Origin of the sequence: Streptomyces sp. G45 (assembly GCF_049542095.1) — a bacterium.
Taxonomy (GTDB): Bacteria; Actinomycetota; Actinomycetes; order Streptomycetales; family Streptomycetaceae; genus Streptomyces.
This window is the reverse complement of record NZ_JBMUZU010000001.1, coordinates 5,855,381-5,875,192: the sequence shown is the minus strand read 5'-3', so window position 1 is coordinate 5,875,192 and position 19,812 is coordinate 5,855,381. Positions and strand designations below refer to the sequence as shown.

The 19,812-nt window shown below is 73.0% G+C and carries 20 protein-coding genes, 1 tRNA gene and 2 pseudogenes; 15 read left to right on the top strand and 8 right to left on the bottom strand.

The features are described 5' to 3' along the window. Nucleotides 1-247: 247 nt before the first annotated feature. A complete protein-coding gene (locus ACOBQU_RS24780; RefSeq protein ID WP_423635039.1) occupies nt 248-463 on the bottom strand; it encodes a hypothetical protein in 216 nt (71 codons plus the stop codon). Between ACOBQU_RS24780 and ACOBQU_RS24775 the strand changes: the two genes are divergently transcribed. The 4 genes from ACOBQU_RS24775 (at nt 417) to ACOBQU_RS24760 (ending at nt 3,309) form a co-directional block, all read left to right on the top strand. After that, entirely contained in the window at nt 417-677 is a 261-nt protein-coding gene (locus ACOBQU_RS24775) for a hypothetical protein (protein ID WP_423634692.1), read from the top strand. The two genes, ACOBQU_RS24780 and ACOBQU_RS24775, sit on opposite strands and share 47 nt — an antisense overlap. Before the next feature lie 397 nt (nt 678-1,074). Further along, entirely contained in the window at nt 1,075-2,511 is a 1,437-nt protein-coding gene (locus ACOBQU_RS24770) for a helix-turn-helix domain-containing protein (RefSeq protein WP_423629638.1), read from the top strand. Between the two features lie 10 nt (nt 2,512-2,521). Then, on the top strand, nt 2,522-3,124 hold the full coding sequence (orn, locus tag ACOBQU_RS24765) for an oligoribonuclease (protein WP_423629636.1): 603 nt from the start codon (nt 2,522-2,524) through the stop codon (nt 3,122-3,124). A 112-nt stretch (nt 3,125-3,236) separates the two neighbouring features. Then, nucleotides 3,237-3,309, top strand: a tRNA-His gene (locus ACOBQU_RS24760). A gap of 245 nt (nt 3,310-3,554) precedes the next feature. Here ACOBQU_RS24760 and ACOBQU_RS24755 read toward each other — a convergent pair. Continuing rightward, a complete protein-coding gene (locus tag ACOBQU_RS24755) occupies nt 3,555-4,889 on the bottom strand; it encodes a hypothetical protein (protein ID WP_423629634.1) in 1,335 nt (444 codons plus the stop codon). 25 nt (nt 4,890-4,914) lie between these two features. Beyond that, a complete protein-coding gene (locus ACOBQU_RS24750; protein ID WP_423629632.1) occupies nt 4,915-5,394 on the bottom strand; it encodes a hypothetical protein in 480 nt (159 codons plus the stop codon). A 37-nt stretch (nt 5,395-5,431) separates the two neighbouring features. On the opposite strand from ACOBQU_RS24750, the gene ACOBQU_RS24745 reads away from it, so the two are divergent. From ACOBQU_RS24745 to ACOBQU_RS24720, 6 genes are all read left to right on the top strand, one after another. Continuing rightward, a complete protein-coding gene (locus ACOBQU_RS24745; protein WP_423629630.1) occupies nt 5,432-5,689 on the top strand; it encodes a hypothetical protein in 258 nt (85 codons plus the stop codon). A 43-nt stretch (nt 5,690-5,732) separates the two neighbouring features. Further along, complete coding sequence (locus ACOBQU_RS24740) at nt 5,733-5,930, top strand: hypothetical protein (protein ID WP_423629628.1); 198 nt, start codon at nt 5,733-5,735, stop codon at nt 5,928-5,930. A 101-nt stretch (nt 5,931-6,031) separates the two neighbouring features. After that, nucleotides 6,032-7,288 carry a helix-turn-helix domain-containing protein gene (locus tag ACOBQU_RS24735; protein WP_423629627.1) on the top strand — a complete coding sequence of 419 codons (1,257 nt, stop codon included), beginning with the start codon at nt 6,032-6,034 and terminating at the stop codon, nt 7,286-7,288. A 127-nt stretch (nt 7,289-7,415) separates the two neighbouring features. Further along, nucleotides 7,416-7,880 carry a hypothetical protein gene (locus ACOBQU_RS24730; RefSeq protein WP_423629625.1) on the top strand — a complete coding sequence of 155 codons (465 nt, stop codon included), beginning with the start codon at nt 7,416-7,418 and terminating at the stop codon, nt 7,878-7,880. Then, nucleotides 7,877-8,092 carry a hypothetical protein gene (locus tag ACOBQU_RS24725; RefSeq protein ID WP_423629623.1) on the top strand — a complete coding sequence of 72 codons (216 nt, stop codon included), beginning with the start codon at nt 7,877-7,879 and terminating at the stop codon, nt 8,090-8,092. Before ACOBQU_RS24730 ends, ACOBQU_RS24725 begins: the two co-directional genes overlap by 4 nt. Next, complete coding sequence (locus ACOBQU_RS24720; RefSeq protein WP_423629621.1) at nt 8,085-8,549, top strand: hypothetical protein; 465 nt, start codon at nt 8,085-8,087, stop codon at nt 8,547-8,549. The genes ACOBQU_RS24725 and ACOBQU_RS24720 overlap by 8 nt, the downstream gene beginning before the upstream one ends. A 164-nt stretch (nt 8,550-8,713) precedes the next feature. Here ACOBQU_RS24720 and ACOBQU_RS24715 read toward each other — a convergent pair whose 3' ends face one another. After that, nucleotides 8,714-9,769: a LacI family DNA-binding transcriptional regulator gene (locus ACOBQU_RS24715; RefSeq protein ID WP_423629619.1), complete on the bottom strand. Its 1,056-nt coding sequence runs from the start codon at nt 9,767-9,769 to the stop codon at nt 8,714-8,716. Nucleotides 9,770-10,067: 298 nt separating this feature from the next. Between ACOBQU_RS24715 and ACOBQU_RS24710 the strand changes: the two genes are divergently transcribed. From ACOBQU_RS24710 to ACOBQU_RS24695, 4 genes and pseudogenes are all read left to right on the top strand, one after another. Beyond that, nucleotides 10,068-11,417 (top strand): ABC transporter substrate-binding protein, encoded by a 1,350-nt coding sequence (locus ACOBQU_RS24710; protein ID WP_423629617.1) that lies wholly within the window; start codon nt 10,068-10,070, stop codon nt 11,415-11,417. A gap of 123 nt (nt 11,418-11,540) precedes the next feature. Continuing rightward, the gene (locus ACOBQU_RS24705) at nt 11,541-12,536 is read left to right on the top strand and encodes a carbohydrate ABC transporter permease (RefSeq protein WP_423629615.1); all 996 of its coding nucleotides are present in this window, start codon (nt 11,541-11,543) and stop codon (nt 12,534-12,536) included. A 9-nt stretch (nt 12,537-12,545) separates the two neighbouring features. Beyond that, nucleotides 12,546-13,506: pseudogene (locus ACOBQU_RS24700) on the top strand (carbohydrate ABC transporter permease). A 34-nt stretch (nt 13,507-13,540) separates the two neighbouring features. Further along, nucleotides 13,541-14,968: a GH1 family beta-glucosidase gene (locus ACOBQU_RS24695; protein WP_423629614.1), complete on the top strand. Its 1,428-nt coding sequence runs from the start codon at nt 13,541-13,543 to the stop codon at nt 14,966-14,968. A 187-nt stretch (nt 14,969-15,155) separates the two neighbouring features. Here the strand turns inward: ACOBQU_RS24695 and ACOBQU_RS24690 are convergent, their stop codons facing one another. Then, nucleotides 15,156-16,568, bottom strand: coding sequence for a sensor histidine kinase (locus ACOBQU_RS24690; RefSeq protein ID WP_423629612.1), 1,413 nt, complete (start codon nt 16,566-16,568; stop codon nt 15,156-15,158). A gap of 22 nt (nt 16,569-16,590) precedes the next feature. Beyond that, entirely contained in the window at nt 16,591-17,292 is a 702-nt protein-coding gene (locus ACOBQU_RS24685) for a response regulator transcription factor (RefSeq protein WP_423629610.1), read from the bottom strand. Between the two features lie 248 nt (nt 17,293-17,540). On the opposite strand from ACOBQU_RS24685, the gene ACOBQU_RS24680 reads away from it, so the two are divergent. Continuing rightward, a complete protein-coding gene (locus ACOBQU_RS24680; RefSeq protein ID WP_423629609.1) occupies nt 17,541-18,092 on the top strand; it encodes a hypothetical protein in 552 nt (183 codons plus the stop codon). A 15-nt stretch (nt 18,093-18,107) separates the two neighbouring features. Here ACOBQU_RS24680 and ACOBQU_RS24675 read toward each other — a convergent pair whose 3' ends face one another. After that, a complete protein-coding gene (locus tag ACOBQU_RS24675; RefSeq protein WP_423629607.1) occupies nt 18,108-18,968 on the bottom strand; it encodes a spermidine synthase in 861 nt (286 codons plus the stop codon). Between the two features lie 388 nt (nt 18,969-19,356). Next, nucleotides 19,357-19,811, bottom strand: a pseudogene (locus tag ACOBQU_RS24670) (hypothetical protein). Nucleotide 19,812 lies beyond the last annotated feature (1 nt).

Below are 19,812 nucleotides of genomic sequence, written 5' to 3'. Positions count from 1 at the left end.
TCCTGTCCGCTCCCCGACCCCTCCCCGTCCCCAGCTCCCTCCGCGCCCCCGGCCGCCCGCACCCCACGCGCCCCGGCTCCGCCCCTCTCCGCCACGTCTCCCGTCACCACACCACCCAGCCGCCCGCCCCCCGCTCCCCAGCCCCAGTTCCATCCGCACCCCAGCCACCCCGCCCCCCGCCCCCACGCCCGTCCACCCCCCCCTCGCCCCCCACACCCCCACCCCGCCACCACGTGCGAAACCACCGTCACAGGGAGTACGCCGTGCCAGGACCGACGACCACCGCCGAAGCGACCGCCGCGACGCCCCGTCGCCACACCGCCCCGAGGGCGCGCGAGCGCCGGGGGACGGAGGCGGGCGGGCAGCGGACCACCCCCGCACAGGCGCCCACGCCAGAAGACGCCGCGAGCGACGTCGTGCGCTGGGCCGCCTTCTCCTGCGTCCTGGTTCCCGTCGTACTCATCGGGTACGGGACCTCACTGGCCGGGGCGGCCGGATCCGCTCTGGGGCTCGCGGCCGTGACGGGGGTCTGCCGGGTGCTGCTCCGCCAGTCGGAGCGCGGGGCGGCGCGGGCGCGCGCGGAACGGCGCTCACGCGCCCGGGGGCGCCGCCCGAGGGCCGCCACGGGGGCGCGCAGGGGCGGTCGGCACGGAGGCCCGGACGCACCGGCGCACTGACACGCACTGACCGATTCCCACGCACCCCTCCGCATGTTTTCAGCCAACTTCCGGCTGGTCCTCACTCCCTGGCCGAACAGGGGGTCAACCCACGTCCCACCAGGGGTGAAAGGAGCGAAGGAGGCGTCTGCACCCTACGTTGACCGGCCACTGGGACAAGGCGCACTTCCCTGGGGGCCTCGCGAGTGCGACGCTTCGTGATCGAATGCTTTACGCCAAGTTGCCATGTCGACAATGCGCCGGGTGCTGAACTGGTCACTCCGGCGGCACGGAACGCAGTAGATTCGATCTTGACTGTAGTACGGCGGGGGACTGGTGGAGGACCGAGGGGAAACGTGCAGGAGCGACAGGTCCGTCAAGAACAGGGAGCCGGGACGACCGAGGGGGGCTTAGCGCCATGAGCCACGACTCCACTGCCGTGCAGGAAGCCGCGGCGCGGAAACTCTCCGGGCGGCGCCGTCGGGAAATCGTCGCGGTGCTGCTCTTCAGCGGCGGTCCCATCTTCGAGAGTTCCATACCACTCTCCGTGTTCGGCATTGACCGGCAGGACGCGGGAGTGCCCCGGTACCGGCTGCTGGTGTGCGCCGGTGAAGAGGGCCCGCTGCGCACCACGGGCGGGCTCGAACTGACCGCGCCCCACGGGCTGGAGGCGATCTCGCGGGCAGGCACCGTCGTGGTGCCCGCCTGGCGTTCCATCACCTCGCCGCCGCCCGTGGAGGCACTGGACGCGCTGCGCCGCGCGCACGAGGAAGGGGCCCGCATCGTCGGCCTGTGCACGGGTGCGTTCGTTCTCGCGGCGGCCGGTTTACTGGACGGCCGCCCGGCGACGACGCACTGGATGTACGCGCCGACGCTCGCGAAACGCTATCCGTCCGTCCACGTCGACCCGCGCGAGCTGTTCGTCGACGACGGTGACGTGCTCACGTCGGCCGGGACCGCGGCCGGAATCGATCTCTGCCTGCACATCGTGCGCACGGACCACGGCAACGAGGCGGCGGGCGCGCTCGCCCGCAGGCTCGTCGTGCCGCCGCGCCGGGCCGGTGGCCAGGAGCGCTACCTGGACCGTTCGCTGCCGGAGGAGATCGGCGCCGACCCGCTCGCCGAGGTGGTCGCCTGGGCCCTTGAGCACCTCCACGAGCAGTTCGACGTGGAGACGCTCGCCGCCCGCGCGTACATGAGCCGCCGCACGTTCGACCGGAGGTTCCGCTCGCTCACCGGGAGCGCTCCCCTCCAGTGGCTGATCACCCAGCGGGTGCTCCAGGCGCAGCGGCTCCTGGAGACGTCCGACTACTCCGTCGACGAGGTGGCCGGGCGCTGCGGCTTCCGCTCGCCCGTCGCGCTGCGCGGCCACTTCCGCCGCCAGCTGGGCTCCTCGCCCGCCGCGTACCGCGCCGCCTACCGGGCGCGCAGGCCGCAGGGCGAGCGGGGCGTCGACGGCGTACCCGCCACCGTGCCCCCGGCACCCGCCGTGGTCGCGATGGACGGCCCGGGCGGCTCCGGAAGCCACGGCGGTCACGGCAGTCACAGTGGGCACAGCGGTCACGGAGGCCACGGTGGGCACAGCGGTCACGCCGCCAGCCACAGTGGTCACGGAGGCCACGGAGGCCACGGTGGTCACGGAGGGCACGGCGGCTCGGGCGGACCCATCGGTCCGGGCGTCGGCGCGGGCTCGACGGGGATGACCCCCGGCCCGGTCCCGTCCCAGACCCGGCGCACCGCCGCCGCCAGCGCGCTCGGCGCCACCGCGTCCCTGCCGCTGGACCCGGGCAAGCCGGGAGCCGACGCCTACGCCCCGGGCCGGGCGCCGCTGCCGGGTCAGAGGAGTGCGCCGTAGGGTTGGGCGCATGAACGATCGCATGGTGTGGATCGACTGCGAGATGACCGGGCTCTCGCTGACGGATGACGCACTTATCGAGGTGGCCGCGCTGGTCACCGACTCGGAACTGAACGTGCTCGGCGAAGGTGTGGACATCGTGATCCGCCCGCCGGACGCGGCGCTGGAGACCATGCCGGAGGTGGTGCGGCAGATGCACACCGCCTCCGGACTCCTGGCCGAGCTGTCCGGCGGCACCACCCTGGCCGACGCCGAGGAGCAGGTGCTCGACTACATCCGTCAGCACGTGAAGGAGCCCCGCAAGGCCCCGCTGTGCGGCAACTCGGTCGGCACGGACCGCGGCTTCCTGCTGCGGGACATGCCGACCCTGGAGAACTTCCTGCACTACCGCATCGTCGACGTCTCCTCCATCAAGGAGCTGGCCCGGCGCTGGTACCCCCGGGCGTACTTCAACAGCCCGGACAAGAACGGCAACCACCGGGCACTCGCCGACATCCGCGAGTCCATCGCCGAGCTGCGCTACTACCGCGAGGCGATCTTCGTGCCCCAGCCGGGCCCGGACTCGGAGACGGCGCGGACGATCGCGGCGAAGCACGTGCTGCCCGCGGAGTAGCCCGCCGGGAGGCCCCGCGTACGGGGTCCGGGAAAGGTGTGCGCGAGCACCCCTTCGGACCCTGTACACTTTTTCTCGGCCGGTCGGAAGAACGACAAAAGACCGGCTCACGGTGGGTGTAGCTCAGTTGGTAGAGCACCTGGTTGTGGTCCAGGTGGCCGCGGGTTCAAGTCCCGTCACTCACCCTGATGATCAAGGGCCTGACCTGCGAAAGCGGGTCGGGCCCTTGTCGTTTCCCGATGTTTGGGAACACCACGGGAACACGATCTTCGTTCTGGCGCCTACCGTCCCGGCATTCGGGTGTGGCAGGAGCCGCGACCGGATTGATCGCCCTCCTCGCACGCTGAACAGGCCCCCCTCCCACCACCCGGCGGGAGGGGGCCTTCGTCGTGCTCAGGGACAGGCCGTGGTGACCACGTCCACGGAGTCGTTAGCTGCCCAGGACGTCCATCAAGTGGTCATCGAGGTCGGCGACCCAGTTCTCCCGGCGCCACGGCCTCAGCTCCCGGCGAGCCCGACGTAGACGAAGTGCCGGAACGCGGCCGCCCGTGGCAGACGCTGCGGCGACGCACTGGTGCAGGAGCTGCACGGCGCCACGCGGCTCACCGAGGCGGATGCGGGCGAGCGCCTGGTCGGTCGTGACGATCGCCCGCTGCACCTGCTCCCGCGGAGCGGACAACCCCTCTGCCGACCGGGCGAATCGATCATGCGCCGCCACCGGATCACCGACGTACAGCTCGCATACGCCCTCGAATCCACGCAGGTGCCCGAGCGAAAACGACGACGGCGACGGATCGTCCTCGGGGGGCGCTTCCATGTCGTACCAGGCCAGGCCGAGCGCGGTCTGTGCCTGCCGCTCATGCCCGGCCCGCGCGGCTAGCTCGGCCTGAAGCGCGTGGGCCCGCGCGCGAGTCAACGTGCTTTCCCCGGTGCGGGCTGTTCGTACGGCCTGATCGACCAGGCGCCGCGCGCCGTCGAGGCCGTCCGTCGAGTAGAGGGTGACGAGGGCGTGGCTCATGTGCACGCTGGACTGCCGCCACGGCTGCTCAAGCAGGCCCGCCTCGCGAGTGGCCTCGGCGTACAGCGCCCGTGAGGCGGCATCGTCGCTCGTCTCGAAAGCGAGTCGACCGCCGAGCGTCGCGGCGGCGACCACGACCTCCCGCAGGTGCGGCATGAGCGGGGCGGGGGTCGGGCCCGCGAGCAGGCGCCGCGCAGCCTCGGCCGCCGGGGCCAGGAGCATCTGGAGTCGCACCATCGGCAGCGAGCCCACCTCAGCGTTGACGTCGGCCACGACAGCGGCCAGCCCTGCCACGGTCGCCTCGTCTGCCTGAGACGGGTCTGCGAGCGCCACATCCAGACGGGCCTGCGTGCTCGGGGCGAGAAGGGCGAGCAGCCCACCGCCAGAGTCGGTGGCCGCGCACAGAACCAGGCTGCGAAGCTCGGCTATGCGGTGCTCGCTCTCACCGAGGAGGCCGAGCGCGTGGAGATACTCGGCGAAGTCGGAGCCGCTTCCGAGGGATACGCCCCCCGCGGGGGTGCGCGCGTAGAGGTGAGCGAGCAGGAGCTGATACCGATCGTCCGGCATGGTCGGCCGTCTCGCCTCCCAGCGGGCGACGGAGCGCTGCACGCTGGCCACGGCGGGCAGGGCTGGCTGATGCAGTTCCTCGGCGAGCGCGACGAGGCCGCGGGCGGCCTCAGCGAGGGACAGGCCGCGGCGGTGCCGCAGCGCCTTCAGCCGTGCCGCTCCCGCGGCTCGATCCTCCATATCGTCATAGTGGCGCCGACCGGGCTTACACGGGCACGATCAGGCATGGTTTCCCCTGATCGCGTGTGTAGTTGAGGGTCTGCCATGTGCCCGAGGACTCTTCGGCGTGGTGCGGGAAGCCGATCGTCATGCTCGCGCGGTCCACCATCCAACGGTTGCGCGCGTGGTAGGCGGGCGCCTTCAGCTCTGGCGCTCGCAGTTCGACGATCTCCTTGACGCGGTCGCGGGTGCGGGCGATGGCCTGCCGGGCCTCGGGAGGCTGCTGGTCGATCCGGCCCGGGACGACGATGGTGATGACCGCGGACGTGTTGCCTGCCAACCAGATCAGGGACATGGAGTCGATGCCCTTGGCGCCACCGATGTAGAAGTGCGCCTCTGAGCTGGCGAACGGTCCGAGGTAGTCCCGGAACAGGTCCGCGTACTCGTCGAGGCGGCGGTGCCCCGTGTTCCTGGTGCCGGTCACGGCCACCGCACGCATGATCAGCTCTGTGTCATAGGTTGTCATATCCCGCACCTGCCTGCCTCGTTGGGATCGTCAGCGCGTGGACACCAACGACCTGAAGCAGCTCACCAGCCATCTGGAGAATCTCGGTCTGCTGATCGACGTGGGCGAACCCGCGATGCGGGTGGCCGTCACCAACCCCTTGAATAGCCGTCTGTCTGAGGAGATTCTCGTCGTCGGCGACCGGTACGTCACCAGTTTCGACTACGAGGTGGGAGTGCGGGGAGCGGAACGCGAGTGCGCCGATCGCATCTCCCGCATCCTCGCCGTCAACAGCAATTCTGGCCGCACGCGATGACCAGGCATCGCCGCAATGACGGCGTCCTCGGGGCGGTGGGCCGATGATGACCGCCGACCCGACCCCGCTGGAGGACCTGCTCGACCGGGCCTTCGCCGCGTGCAGCGAACTTCCCTCACCTGAGGTGACGGCCGTCGTGCGCCGCCGCCTCGTCGAGGAGATCCTCCGACGCGTACCTCGCGCGGAGCAGGCCGCAGCGGGCCGGTTCCGTGTGCGTCTGGTGCCCCCGCGCCCGGGTTGATCGCCCTCCTCGCACTGAACAGGCCCCCTCCCACCGGGCGGTGGGAGGGGGCCTCCGTTGCGCGTACCGTTCTGAGTGTCGAAGCTCTGAACGGAGGCGTTATGCCCGAGACTACCGACCCCGCAGAGGAACAGCAGCTCACCTTCGGCCAGCGTGCCAGGCGGGCCCGTCTACGCACGGGTAAGAGCCGCGCCTACGTCGCCGCCGTCATGGGTCAATCCGTCGAGTGGGTCAAAGCCATCGAGACCGGCGCCATGGGGATGCCCCGGCTTCCCAAGCTTCTGCGGCTCGCCCACGCCCTAGGCGTCGAGGACGTCCGGGATCTCACCGGGGACGATCGCATCATGGCCGCCACGTACTCGAAGGCCGAGCACCGTCAACTTCCACTCATCAAGCAGGCCCTGACCACGTACCGGCTATCGCCGTCGGAGCGGCAGCCCGAGCCTGCCGACGTACTGGCCGCGCGGCTACGGCAGGCGTGGAAAATCTGGCACGCCCGCGACGATCGTGCCGGAAACCGAACGATCGGGCACCGTACCCGCATCGCCCAGCTGCTCCCCGCCCTTCTGGACGACACCCGGCACGCCGCCCGGACGCTGGAAGGGGCCGATCGGCGCCGCGCGCTGATGGCCGAGGCCGAGGCGAACCACCTCACACAGTTGTTCCTGTCCTTTCAGCCCGCGCCGGACCTGGTCATGCTCACCGGAGACCGAGCCATGGCCGCCGCCCAGGACGCCGACAGCCCGCGGGCGATCGCGGCCGCCGCCTGGTACGTCAACCACGTCCATCGCGACGCTGGCGAGGCCGCCGAGGCCCGGGTCGACCTCGCCGAGCAGGCCGCCTCGCTCCTTCCCGACACGGACGACCCCGACCACCTTGCTCGCCGAGGGCTGCTCTACCTCGCGGCCGCCCTGTCATACGCGAAGACCGGCCAGGCCGGTGACGCGTGGCGGTACTGGGACAAGGCCGACGACCTGGCCCGCCAACTCGGCGACGACTACGCGCACCCGTGGCTGATCTTCGGGCGGGGGGTGGTCGGCGGCTATGCGATCACTATGTACAACGATCTCGTGCAGCCAGCCAAGGCGCTGGGGATCGCCGATGACCTCGATCTGTCCACGATCCCGTCGGCCACGCGCCGGTCGTACCACCTGATCGAAACGGCTCGTGCGCACACCCTGCTCGGCGAGGGGGCGGCGGCCGTGGGCTACCTGAAGAAGGCCCACGCCGAGTCACCGGAGACGATCCGGTACAACCTTTTCACCCGCAATGCACTGCCCGGTCTGGCGACGTCGGGCCCTCGAATGGTGCGCGAGGATGCCGCCGAGCTGGCAGCGGAGTTGGGCGTACCCGTGTGATCACGTAGGTGGTAGAAACCCTACCCCTGCTCATAGGGGTAGGAGTTCTACCCCTTGCTCGCCTCACGCCCCCCCTACGGTCGCGATGTGAGACACATCACTCATGTTGCCCATGGGAGGCCCTGCAGTGAGCAGAGCAAACAAGGCCATCTCGGCGTGGTTCGCACAGGCGCACCCGAGCCCACTCAAGGCGTACGCGGAGTGGCGGCAGCACGGTGTCGCGCTGCTCCCTCTCGGCCGCCGCTTCGACGCAATCCGCGTCGCCGCCGCGCGCGTCCATGTCGCCGTGGGCAGCAGCGCCCCCAGCACTGTGGCCGCAGCGCTGGCCGACTGGCTGCACGGCCCGGTGGTCCGGGACCAGCGGCCCGCGCACGGCCCGTACTACGTGCTGATCTCCCCAGCTGAACAGTGGGTCGGCGACGAGCGCCTGAGCACCACCACATACCTCGGCATCCCCCGCGTCGGCGACCCCGGCGAGATCATCACGTGGGTCGTCCCGCCCGCGTACCCGGGCGCCCTGTGCGACATCGCGAGGCTACGGGCCCTCCTGCTCCTCGCCGACGGCATGCAGACGCAGGCGGTAGAACCGTGACCGCTGACCTGCCCGCGCTGGAGGACCGCGCCCAGCGGGCGTACGCCGACCACCTGGCCCACCTGAGCGCCTGCCCCGCGTGCGGCCGGACCACGCACGGCTGCCGCACCGGCGCCCTCCTGCGGCGCGCGGTGCGCGACGCCAAGAACACCGCCCTGCGCGTCCGCCGCGCCCGTCCAGCCCACACCGAGGGAGGCGGCGGCGATGCGTGACGTGACCGAGGCCCTGCGCGTATTCATCGTGCCCCCGGGCAGCGCCCTGACCGCCGAGCAGCGGGCCGGTGCCGTGTGCGTCTGGTGCCCCCGCGCCCTCGACGGCGGCGACGCTGGCATGGACCTCGGCGGCACCGGCGACTGGCACCCGCGCGCCTGCCCGGCGTGCTACGAGATCCAGAGCCGGGCCCTGGCCTCGTACCTCGACTGGCACGAGCACGGCCTCACCTGCCCCCACTGCCCCCTGCGCCCCTGCGACCACGGCCAAGCCCTGGGCGCGGAACACCTGGCCGCGCGCGAACGGGCCGGGAAGCTAGCCCTGGTGTGCGCGCACTGCCGCACCGCCCCCGCCCCCGGCGAGCAGATGCGCCCGCACCTCTGGCACGGCGTGAGCGGTCCCGTGTTCAGCTACATACACGCCCGCCCGTGCCCGGCACGCGCCTCACACCCCGAGTGAGACACGCCCGGCGACCCGCGCCCGGCACGCTCGCCCCGAGGGCAGCCCACCCTCAATCCCCCAGGTGTGTGGGTGTGGCTGGCAGCGCCCCGGGACGGTTCATCAAGGCCCTCGTCATTCCCCCAGCATGGTTACGGTGCCCCTACCCCGTACCCATACGCCCCTCACGACGAGGCGCGGCAGACCAGTTCCGTCGGCAGGATGATCCGGGGGCGGCTCAGGTCGCGGGTCGCCGTTGGGCGGGGGTCGGCGATCTCGGTCAGGAGGACGTCCGTCATCACCTGGCCCATCCGTACGATCGGCTGGCGCACGCTGGTCAGCGGCGGGTCCATGTGCCGGGCGATCGCCGAGTCGTCGAAGCCGACCAGGGCCACGTCATCCGGTATGCGGCGGCCCGCGCCGCGCAGCACCTGGCGGGCGCCCGCCGCCATCACGTCCGAACCGGCGAAGACCGCGTCCAGGTCCGGCCTGCGGTCCAGCAGCTCCGCCATCGCACGGCGGCCGCCGTCCTCGGTGAAGTCCGAGCGCGCCACCAGGGACTCGTCCACGCCGTACCCGGCCTCGGCCAGGGCGTCGCGGTAGCCGTCGAGGCGGCGCTGCGCCCCGTACACGTCCAGGCGGCCGGTGATCGTCGCTATGGCGCGGCGGCCCCGGGCCAGCAGATGCGTGACGGCGGCGCGGGCGCCCGCGAAGTTGTCGGAGTCCACCGAGGCCAAGGGCTCCTCGGCCGAGCGGCGGCCGCTGATCACGGCCGGGATCTCCAGCTGCCGCAGCAGGTCGGGCAGCGGGTCGTCGGCGTGCACCGACACCAGCAGGACCCCGTCCACGCGGTGCGCCGACAAGTACTGCGCCAGTCGCTGCCGCTCCCGGTCGCCGCCCGCGAAGGTCAGCAGGAGCTGCATGTCGGTGTCGGCGAGCGCGCGGCCCACACCGTGGATGATGTCCGAGAAGTACGGCTCCGCGAAGAACCGCGACTCCGGCTCGGGGACCACCACGGCGATCGAGTCGGTGCGGTTCGCGGCGAGCGCGCGGGCCGCCGTGTTCGGTACGTAGCCCAGCTCGGCCACGGCCTCCTCGACGGCGGCGCGGGTACGGGCACTCACCCGGGGCGAGCCGTTGATCACCCGGGACACCGTGCCCCGGCCGACGCCCGCGCGCGCGGCCACCTCCTCCAGGGTGGGCCGCCCCCCGCCGCGCCCCTTGGGCCGATCACTCCTCATCCGTGCCTCCCCATGACGCGCCGGGACCACCCCCGGGATGCCCCGGCACAAGCACGTCAATCTAACAGCGCGGCAGCCGCCACCAGCGGCGGTGCCCGGGCCCGCAACTCCCGGCGTCCAGTGCCTTGACACCCCCGCGGCGAGCCGGGACTCTTCAAGGCATCACGAATGGGAGCGCTCCCACCCTACTCGTCTCTTACATGACCCGCACGTGCCGTCCGAGCCGTCCCGTCCCGAATTCCGCATCGCACAAGGTGGTTGGCCGGTGGCCGGTACGTCGGAGCACCAGGAGGACGCAATGCGCTACAGGACTCGAACGCACCGCACGGCCGTGGTCCTCACGGCCGTCGCCGCCCTCGCGGGCGGACTGCTCACCGGCTGCGCGGAGGACTCCGACGACGGTGGGCAGGGCGGCTCCTCGGGCGGGGGCGGCGGGGGCGGCGGGGGCGGCAAGGGGAAGACGACCCTGACCGTCGGCGTCTTCGGCGCCTTCGGCCTGAAGGAGGCCGGGCTCTACGAGGAGTACGAGCGGCTCCACCCCGACATCGCCATCAAGCAGAACTCCGTACAGCGCAACGAGAACTACTGGCCCGCGCTGCTCACCCACCTCAGCAGCGGCAGCGGCCTGTCCGACATCCAGGCCGTCGAGGTCGGCAACATCGCCGAGCTGACCGGCACCCACTCCGCCAAACTGATGGACCTCGGCAAGGTCCCCGGCGTCGACAAGGGCTCCTACCTCGACTGGAAGTGGAAGCAGGGCACCACCAAGGACGGCAAGACCGTCGGCCTCGGCACCGACATCGGCCCGACCGGCATCTGCTACCGCAAGGACCTGTTCGAGAAGGCCGGGCTGCCCACCGACCGGGAGGCCGTGGGGAAGCTGTGGGCCGGGGACTGGCGCAAGTACCTGGCGGCGGGCAAGCGCTACCAGGCCAAGGCACCCAAGGGCACCGCCTTCGTCGACGGCGCCACCGGCGTGATGGCCGCCGTGCACGGCTCGGGCACCGAGAAGTTCTACGACGCCGACGGCGAGCTGGTCTACAAGGACAGCGCCGCCGTCAAGGAGGGCTGGGACCTCGCCGCCGAGTTCGCCGAGGCCGGGCTCACCGACAAGCTCCAGCAGTTCCAGCCCAGTTGGGACCAGGCGCTCGCCAACGGGTCCTTCGCCACCGTGACCTGTCCGCCCTGGATGCTCGGCTACATCAAGGACAAGGCGGGCGAGGCCGGGAAGGACCAGTGGGACGTCGCCGCCGCGCCCAAGCCCAGCAACTGGGGCGGCTCCTTCCTGACCGTGCCCGAGGCGGGCGAGCACAAGGAGGAGGCCGCCAAGCTGGTGGCCTGGCTGACCGCGCCGAAGCAGCAGGCCAAGCTGTTCGACAAGCGGGCCAGCTTCCCCAGCGCCAAGGCCGCGTACGACCTGCCCGAGGTGAAGGACGCCAAGAACCCCTACTTCGGCGGCGCGCCCGTCGGCCGGATCTTCTCCCGCGCCGCCGAGGGCGTGCCGGTCCAGCCCATCGGGCCCGAGGACGGGATCATCTCCCAGTACCTCGCCGACACCGGGATGCTCGGCGTCGACCAGAAGGGCACGGACCCCGACAAGGCGTGGGGCAAGGCCGTGAAGACCATCGACAACGCGCTGGACCAGTGACGCGGTGACCGACATGCCGAGCGACGCCACCGCGCCCCCGGGGGCCACCGCGCCCCGGGGGCCGCCGGGTCCGCTGGGGCCACGGGGTCCGGAGGGGCTGTCGGGACCGCCGGGTCCGCCGTCGTGGAGGAGGGCGCCGCCGCCGGTCCCGCGCGGGCCGGGCGGTCGAGGGGGTCCGTGGTCGACGAGCGGGCCGTCCGCCTCCGGGCGCGCCGCAGCCGCCGCTACCGCTGGGACGTGCGGTGGAGCCCCTACGCCCTGGTCGCGCCCTTCTTCCTGTTCTTCGTCGCCTTCGGGCTGTTCCCCCTGCTCTACACCGGGTGGGCCTCGCTGCACCGCGTGGAGCTGGGGACGCCCACCGACATGGAGTGGGTGGGCCTGCGCAACTTCTCCCGGCTCCTGGACGACGACTTCTTCTGGAACGCGCTGCGCAACACCTTCACCATCGGCCTGCTCTCGACCGTGCCGCAGCTGGCGATGGCCCTCGGCCTCGCCCACCTCCTCAACTACCGGCTGCGCGGCTCGATGTTCTTCCGGGTCGCGATCCTCACTCCGTACGCCACGTCCGTGGCCGCGGCGACGCTCGTGTTCGTGCTCATGTTCAGCAGGACCGACCACGGGCTGATCAACTGGGGGCTCGGGCTCGTCGGGGTCGATGCCGTGGACTGGCAGAACGGGGACTGGACGGCGCAGTTCGCCGTGTCCGCCATCGTGATCTGGCGGTGGACCGGGTACAACGCGCTGATCTATCTCGCCGCGATGCAGGCCGTGCCGCGCGATCTGTACGAGTCGGCGGCGCTGGACGGGGCCAGCCGCTGGCAGCAGTTCGTCCATGTGACGATTCCGTCGCTGCGGCCGACGATCCTGTTCACCTGCGTCGTCTCCACGATCGGGGCGACGCAGCTCTTCGGCGAGCCGCTGCTCTTCAGCCAGGGCGCGAGCCCCACCGGCGGGTCCGACCACCAGTTCCAGACGCTGGGGCTCTACCTCTACGAGCAGGGGTGGTTCAACCAGCACCTGGGGCGGGCGTCGGCGATCGCCTGGACCATGTTCCTCCTTCTCGTGCTGATCGGCCTGGTCAACTGGGCGGTCAGCCGGTGGATCCGCAGAAGCGCGTGAGGGGACGCCATGACCGACGTGACACATCCGGGGCGCGGGGCGCGGACCGACGAGCGCGGGGGCAGGAGCCGGGCCGGGCGCTCGGGCGGGCGCGGGGCCGGGCGCCCCGGGAGGCGTGGTGCCGGGCGCTCGGGCAAGCGGGGGGCCGGGCGGCAGCTGCACGGGGAAGCTGACCTATGCCGTGCTGATCCTGTTCACCCTCGGCTCGCTCTTCCCTCTCGTATGGACGGCGATCGCCGCGTCCCGCACCAACACCCGGCTCGCCCAGACGCCCCCGCCGTTCTGGTTCGGCGGCAATCTCTTCAAGAACCTGGAGATCGCCTGGACCGACGCCAACATGGGCACGGCGCTGCTCAACACGCTCGTCGTGGCGGGCACCATCACCCTCGGCACCGTGCTGTTCTCCACGCTCGCCGGATTCGCCTTCGCCAAGCTGCGGTTCCGCTTCCGGGGGTTCCTGCTGCTGTTGGTGATCGGCACGATGATGGTGCCGCCGCAGCTCAGTGTCGTCCCCCTGTTCATGATGGTCGCCGAGTTCGGCTGGACCGATCAGCTGCAGGCCGTGATCCTGCCGACGCTGGTCAGCGCCTTCGGCGTGTTCTTCATGCGGCAGTACCTCGTCGAGGCGCTGCCCACCGAGCTGATCGAGGCGGCGCGGGTGGACGGGGCGAACAGCCTCCGGCTGATCTGGCACGTCGTCTTCCCGGCGGCGCGGCCCGCGATGGCCGTGCTCGGCATGCTGACCTTCGTGATGGCCTGGAACGACTTCTTCTGGCCGATCATCGCGCTCACACAGGGCGGCGAGCCGACCGTGCAGGTGGCCCTCGCGGGGCTCGGGCGGGGGCAGATCCCCGACCAGTCCGTGATCATGGCGGGGGCGCTGCTGGGCACGCTGCCGCTGCTGGTCGCCTTCGTCCTGTTCGGCAAGCAGATCGTGGGCGGGATCATGCAGGGCGCCGTCAAGGGCTGACCCCGCTCCCTCCACTCCCCCATCCCTACGACTCATGGGAGCGCTTCCATGCCCGATGCGAACCTGCGGTTTCCCCGGCTTCCTCTGGGGCGCCGCGACCGCCGCCTACCAGATCGAAGGAGCCGTCCGGGAGGACGGCAGGACCTGGTCGATCTGGGACACCTTCAGCCATACGCCGGGCAAGGTGCACGGCGGGGACACCGGGGACGTGGCCTGCGACCACTACCACCGGTGGCGCGAGGACGTCCGGCTGATGGCGGACCTGGGCCTTGGCGCGTACCGCTTCTCCGTGGCCTGGCCGCGGGTGCAGCCGACCGGGCGGGGGCCCGCCGTGCAGCGCGGGCTCGACTTCTACCGGGCGCTCGTCGACGAGCTGCTCGCGCACGGCATCACGCCCATGGTGACCCTCTACCACTGGGACCTGCCGCAGGACCTGGAGACGGGCGGCGGCTGGCCCGAGCGGGAGACCGCGCACCGCTTCGCCGAGTACGCCGGGCTCGTCGCCGGGGCGCTCGGTGACCGCGTCGAGCTGTGGGCGACGCTGAACGAGCCCTGGTGCAGCGCGTTCCTCGGCTATGGCTCGGGCGTGCACGCGCCCGGGCGCACCGACCCGGTGGCGGCCCTGCGCGCGGCCCATCATCTGAACCTCGCCCACGGCCTGGCCAGCCAGTCGCTGCGGGCGGCGCTGCCCGCGCGGGCCGGGGTCGGCGTCTGCCTCAACCCGAGCGCCGTGCGCCCGCTCACCCAGGCCGCCGCCGACCTGGACGCGCGGCGGCGGATCGACGCGCTCGCCAACCGCGTCTTCACCGGGCCGCTGCTGCGCGGCGCGTACGACGACGATCTGCTGGCGGACACCGCCGCGCTCACGGACTGGGGCTTCGTCCGCGACGGCGACCTGGACGTCACGCGGCAGCCCCTGGACTTCCTCGGCATCAACTACTACTCCCCCTCTGTCGTGTCGGCGGCCACCGGCGACACGGGCCACCGGCGCCACGACGGCCACGGCACGGCCGACCACTCCCCCTGGCCGGGCGCCGACGAGCATGTCTCCTTCCACCGGGCGCCCGGCGAACTCACCGCCATGGACTGGCCGGTGGACCCCACCGGCCTGAAGGACCTTCTCCTTGAGTACACCGCTCAGGCCCCCGGGGTTCCGCTCTACGTGACGGAGAACGGCGCGGCCTTCGACGACGGGCCCGCCGACGGCGGCACCGTCCACGACCCGGACCGGATCCGCTATCTGCACGGCCATCTGGCGGCCGTGCGCGAGGCGATCGTCGAGGGCGCCGACGTGCGCGGCTACTTCCTGTGGTCGCTCCTGGACAACTTCGAGTGGGCGTACGGCTACAGCAAGCGGTTCGGGGCGGTGCACGTGGACTACGCGACGCAGGTCCGGACGCCGAAGTCCAGCGCCCACTGGTACGCGAAGGTGGCGGCGAGCGGGGAGCTGCCCGCGGGCTGAGGGGCGTACCAGGAGACACCCGGGGGGCGCGGGAGATACGGAGGGGGCGCGCCCCGGCCAGGTGGGGGGATGGGCTGGCCGGGGGCGCGTTTCCCGAGGGGGGGTACGGGAACCCAACGGAACGCTAGCGCCGCCGGGGGCGACAAAACGGGCACGGGCGGGGGGAACCCGTGTTCTTAGGGTGGGCTTAAGGGTGCGATGGGGGTGCGGAAAGGTTGCCGGGCCTGGCGCGTCGGCGGCGGCGCACGCCCCTGCGGCCGCCCGGGGCGCCGGGCGCGCCCCGCTGGATCCACACGCGGACCTCCGTACCCCCGAGGACGGAGCGGCCGATCCGTACGTCGCCGCCCGTCGACTCGGCGAGGCGGCGGACGATGTCGAGGCCGAGCCCCGTGGAGCCGACCGCGCCGGTCGAGGCGCCGGAGTTGCCGCGGGCGAGCGCGGCCTCGGGGTCGGCGATGCCGTCGCCCGCGTCGGAGACGAGCACGATCACGGCGTCCTCGGTGCTGTGCACGTCCACGGCGAACGCGGCGCCCTCCCTGGTGTGCCGGAAGACGTTGCCGAGCAGCGCGTCGAGCGCGGCGCCCAGGTCGGCGCGCGCGACCGGCGCCCATACGGGCCGGTCCACGCCCGCGACGCGCGCCGTGCGCCCCTCGTCCTCGGCGAGCGCCGACCAGAAGTCCATGCGCTCCCTGATCACTTCGGCGGCGTCACAGCCCGCGCCGGGCCCGCCGCCCACCCCGGTGCGCGGCCGGGCCTCCCGGGCGGTGCGGATGACGGTGTCGACCTCGCGCTCCAGCTGGGCGACGGCGACGCGGGTCTGCTCGGCGGCGGGCGAGTCGCCGAGGGAGGCCGCGTTGAGGCGCAGCACGGTCAGCGGGGTGCGCAGGCGGTGGGAGAGGTCGGCGGCGAGTTCGCGCTCGTTGGCGAGGAGCTGGACGACCTGGTCGGCCATGGAGTTGAACGCGACGGCGGCGAGCCGCAGTTCGGTCGGCCCGTCCTCGGGGACGCGCGCGCCGAGCCTGCCCTCGCCGAGGTCGTGCGCGGCCCCGGCCAGGCTCCGGGCGGGCTGCACCATGCGCACCCCGAGCCGGTCGGCGACCGCGACGGACCCGATGACCAGGGCGACGCCGACGCCCGCGAGCACCAGCCAGGCGGTGGTGACGCCGTTGCTGACCTCGCTCTCGGGTACGAAGATCTCGACGACGGCGGTCTCTCCGGAGCCGAGGCCGAAGGGCTGGAGCAGCGCGGAGCCGCCGGGAACGCCGACGGTCCTGGCGCGGCCCTGCTCACGGGCGGCGGCCACGTCCCGGGCGTGCGCGCGGGGGTCGCCGACCCGCAGCGGCGGCTGGCCGTCGACGGCCGGGACGTGCACGGCCATGCGCCGGTCGGAGCCCGCCTCGGAGGTGGCGACGGCGCGGGTGAGCTGGTCGCGGTCGGTGGTGATGGACAGGGTGGGGCCCATCCCGGCGGCGTGCCGCTCGGCGTTGGAGAAGGCCCGGTCGCGGGCCATCTCCTGGATGACCAGGCCGAGCGGGATCGCGAAGGCGGCCACGACCATCGTGGTGACGGCCAGGCACACCTTCACGAGCGCCCATCTCACGGCGCCGCCGCCCGCCCGGCGGTCACCGCGGGGGCTCCGGCGCGGGCGGCTCCAGCTTCACGCCGACGCCGCGAAGGGTGTGCAGGTAGCGGGGGTTGGCCGCGGTCTCGCCGAGCTTGCGGCGCAGCCAGGACAGGTGGACGTCGATGGTCTGGTCGTCGCCGTAGGACTGCTGCCACACCTCGGCGAGGAGTTCCCTGCGGGGTACGACGACGCCGGGCCGCCCGGCGAGGAAGGCGAGCAGGTCGAACTCGCGCCGGGTCAGGTCGAGCCGCGCGCCGTCGAGTTCGGCCTGCCGCCGCAGCGGGTCGACGCTCAGGCCGCCGACGCGCAGGACCCGCTCGGCGGCCGCCTCCGCGGTGCCGCGGGCGCGGCGCAGCACGGCGGTCATGCGCGCGGAGAGGTGCTCCACGGAGAACGGCTTGGTGAGGTAGTCGTCGGCGCCGTCGTTGAGGAGCCGGACGATCTCCGCCTCGTCGTCGCGGGCGGTGGCGACGATCACGGGCACGTCCGTGATGCCCCGGAGCATCTTCAGGGCCTCGGCCCCGTCGAGGTCGGGCAGGCCGAGGTCGAGGATCACCACGTCGAAGCGGACGTGCGCGACCTCGCGCAGCGCCTCCAGGGCGGTGCCGACGCTGCGTACGGTGTGCGAGGCGTCGGTGAGGTGCCGGATGAGGGCCGAGCGCACGAACTGGTCGTCCTCGACGACGAGCACACTTGCCATGGCACGGCACCGTACGCGATGCGGACACGGGCGGTGCCCCGCGGGAGGTTTGGCCCCGCCTTGCGGCCCGATGTCCGATGGGGGGCGCCTGGTGGGGACTTGCGCCGTGTATCCGCTGGCGGGCGTCTGGTGGGGGCTTGTGCCGGATATCCGCTGGCAGGCGTCTGGTGGGGGCTTGCGCCGCATGTCCGCGCGCCTGGTCCGCGCGGGTTGTGGACGGCGCGCGGGGCGTGGTGCAGTGGGCCGCGATGCGCAGGGGTAGGCACAGGGGTCTCGTCCACGCCGTCGCGTGGACGCTCGCCACGGGCGCGGCGGTCACGCTGTCGTGGTGGGGCGTGCACACGGTGATGGCGGGTACGGCGTACGACCCGCCGCGCGCCCTGCCGTTGACGGCCGGTGACCGCGGCGGCGAGTCGCTGTCGTCCTCCACGCACCGCCCGGCGCCGCCACCGGCCACGAAGCGCCCGAAGCCCCCGAAGGCCCCGGCGCCCGCGCCTTCGCGCTCCCCCTCCGCGCGCCCGCCCGCCCCCGCCAGGGCCCCGGCGCCCCCGCCCCGCCCGTCTCCGAAGCCGTCGTCCGGGTCGGTGAAGGGCTACAGCACCGAGGGCGGCCGGGTGGTGTTCGACCTGGGCGAGCGGTCGGCGACGCTGGTGTCGGTGCGGCCCGCGGCGGGCTGGTCGATGCAGATGTGGAAGGCGCCTACGTGGATCCGCGTGGAGTTCGCGACGGACACGCGGCGGGTGTCGGTGTTCTGCGCCTGGCACGACACGGCCCCGCGGGTGGAGGTCCACACGTACTGACCGCGCGGGGGCGCGTCAGCGGAACACCGACGGCGGCGGCGCGGGCGAGGCCACGGCCCGCGCGTCCGTGACGGCGGCGGCGCCCCCGCTGAAGTCGACCAGCTCCCGCCCGTGCGCCACCCGCGCCGGATGCGGGTCACCGGCGCTGCGGCGGGTCAACTCGGCCACGGGCAGCGGCGCTTCGGAGGCGAGCAGCACGGCGTTGCCGAACCGCTTGCCGCGCAGCACGGCCGGGTCGGCGACGAGCGCCAGCTCGGGGAAGACCGCGGCGGCGGTGGACAGCTGGCCGCGCAGATAGGCGAGCGGCGGGCCGTCGGCGAGGTTCGCGGCGTACTGGCCACCGGGTTTGAGGGCGCGGCGTACGTCGGTGAGGAACTCCACGCTGGTGAGGTGCGCGGGCGTGCGGGCGCCGCTGAACACGTCGGCGATCACCAGGTCCGCCCAGCCGTCCGGCACCTTCGCGAGGCCCTCGCGGGCGTCGGCGCCGCGCACGCGGACGCGGGCCTGCGGGTCCAGGGGCAGCGCGCGGCGCACGAGCTGGACGAGGGCGGTGTCCCGCTCCACGACCTGCTGGGTGGAGCGGGGACGCGTCGCGGCGACGTAGCGGGCGAGGGTGAGGGCGCCGCCGCCGAGGTGCACGGCGTGCACGGGTTTGCCCGGGGGTGCGGTGAGGTCCGCGATGTGGCCGAGCCTGCGCTGGTACTCGAAGTCCAGGTACGCGGGGTCGTCCAGGTCCACGTACGACTGGGGGGCGCCGTCCACCAGGAGGGTCCAGGCGTGGGGGCGGTCCGGGTCCGGCAGCAGCTCGGCGAGGCCGCCGTCCACTTCCTCCACGACCGCGTCGCGCGCCGCTCGGCCGCGGCGGTTCCTTGCCATCGCCCCATTATCGCCGCGCCAGCCCGGCGGCGCCCTGCCGGGGGCTCCTCCCCACCCCGCCGCTCATCGGCGCTCCGCGCCTCGTCCTCAAACGCCGGACGGGCTGGGTCCTGCCCCTTCGGGCGTGTGTGACCTACTGCCGCCTTCGTCGCGGGGCTCCGCCGCTTCGCGGCGGAATCTCCCCACCCACCCGCCCCCTCCCGGAGCGGGAGAAAAGCCCGTCCGGCGCCTGAGGACGAGCGCGCAGCGCGAATTAACAAGCCCGTCCGGCGTTTGAGGACGAGCGCGGAGCGCGATGGAGGGCGGGTGGGTGGGGGAGAGAGCCCGCCCGGCGCGTGAGGGCGAGGCGCGGAGCGCCGACGAGGACGGCACAAGGCGCCCCCGCCAGCTACCGGCAGCGGTCGGCCGCCTCGATCAACCGCGCCGCCTCCCCCAGCGCCGCCCGCAGCACCGCGGGGTCGGTCACGGGATCGGTCCCCCCTGGCGGCACGAGCCACCCCGTTCCGGCGACGGGCGGCGCGGGCACCGGCTCGTGCCACAGCCCGACCCCCGCCCGAAGGTCTGCGTACAGGCGCTCCCCGGCAGGTCCCAGCCCGCGGCCGTGCCGGGCGGCACCAGGAAGCCGAGGGTGTCGCAGCTCCCGTCGTGCAGGACCGGTCCGACGGCCTCGTCACCGGCGCCCCGGCGCAGGATGTCGACGGCTTCGAGCCCCTGCCGGGCGGGCACGGTCACGAGGTCGCACGGCGCGGCGCCGCCCCGCGGGCCGCGGGGCCCCGCGCTGCGCTCCAGGGTCGGCCGGTGCCGTGCCGTGGTCAGTGAGCTCCAGGATTCGCCGTTCTCCATG

Bases quoted from the DNA above. Each gene is read 5' to 3' on its own strand.
- ACOBQU_RS24780 (WP_423635039.1), bottom strand. From the start codon at position 463: ATGAGTACGACGGGAACCAGGACGCAGGAGAAGGCGGCCCAGCGCACG.
- ACOBQU_RS24770 (WP_423629638.1), top strand. From the start codon at position 1,075: ATGAGCCACGACTCCACTGCCGTGCAGGAAGCCGCGGCGCGGAAACTC.
- orn (WP_423629636.1), top strand. From the start codon at position 2,522: ATGAACGATCGCATGGTGTGGATCGACTGCGAGATGACCGGGCTCTCG.
- ACOBQU_RS24755 (WP_423629634.1), bottom strand. From the start codon at position 4,889: ATGGAGGATCGAGCCGCGGGAGCGGCACGGCTGAAGGCGCTGCGGCAC.
- ACOBQU_RS24750 (WP_423629632.1), bottom strand. From the start codon at position 5,394: ATGACAACCTATGACACAGAGCTGATCATGCGTGCGGTGGCCGTGACC.
- ACOBQU_RS24740 (WP_423629628.1), top strand. From the start codon at position 5,733: ATGATGACCGCCGACCCGACCCCGCTGGAGGACCTGCTCGACCGGGCC.
- ACOBQU_RS24735 (WP_423629627.1), top strand. From the start codon at position 6,032: ATGCCCGAGACTACCGACCCCGCAGAGGAACAGCAGCTCACCTTCGGC.
- ACOBQU_RS24720 (WP_423629621.1), top strand. From the start codon at position 8,085: ATGCGTGACGTGACCGAGGCCCTGCGCGTATTCATCGTGCCCCCGGGC.
- ACOBQU_RS24715 (WP_423629619.1), bottom strand. From the start codon at position 9,769: ATGAGGAGTGATCGGCCCAAGGGGCGCGGCGGGGGGCGGCCCACCCTG.
- ACOBQU_RS24710 (WP_423629617.1), top strand. From the start codon at position 10,068: ATGCGCTACAGGACTCGAACGCACCGCACGGCCGTGGTCCTCACGGCC.
- ACOBQU_RS24695 (WP_423629614.1), top strand. From the start codon at position 13,541: ATGGGAGCGCTTCCATGCCCGATGCGAACCTGCGGTTTCCCCGGCTTC.
- ACOBQU_RS24685 (WP_423629610.1), bottom strand. From the start codon at position 17,292: ATGGCAAGTGTGCTCGTCGTCGAGGACGACCAGTTCGTGCGCTCGGCC.
- ACOBQU_RS24680 (WP_423629609.1), top strand. From the start codon at position 17,541: ATGCGCAGGGGTAGGCACAGGGGTCTCGTCCACGCCGTCGCGTGGACG.
- ACOBQU_RS24675 (WP_423629607.1), bottom strand. From the start codon at position 18,968: ATGGCAAGGAACCGCCGCGGCCGAGCGGCGCGCGACGCGGTCGTGGAG.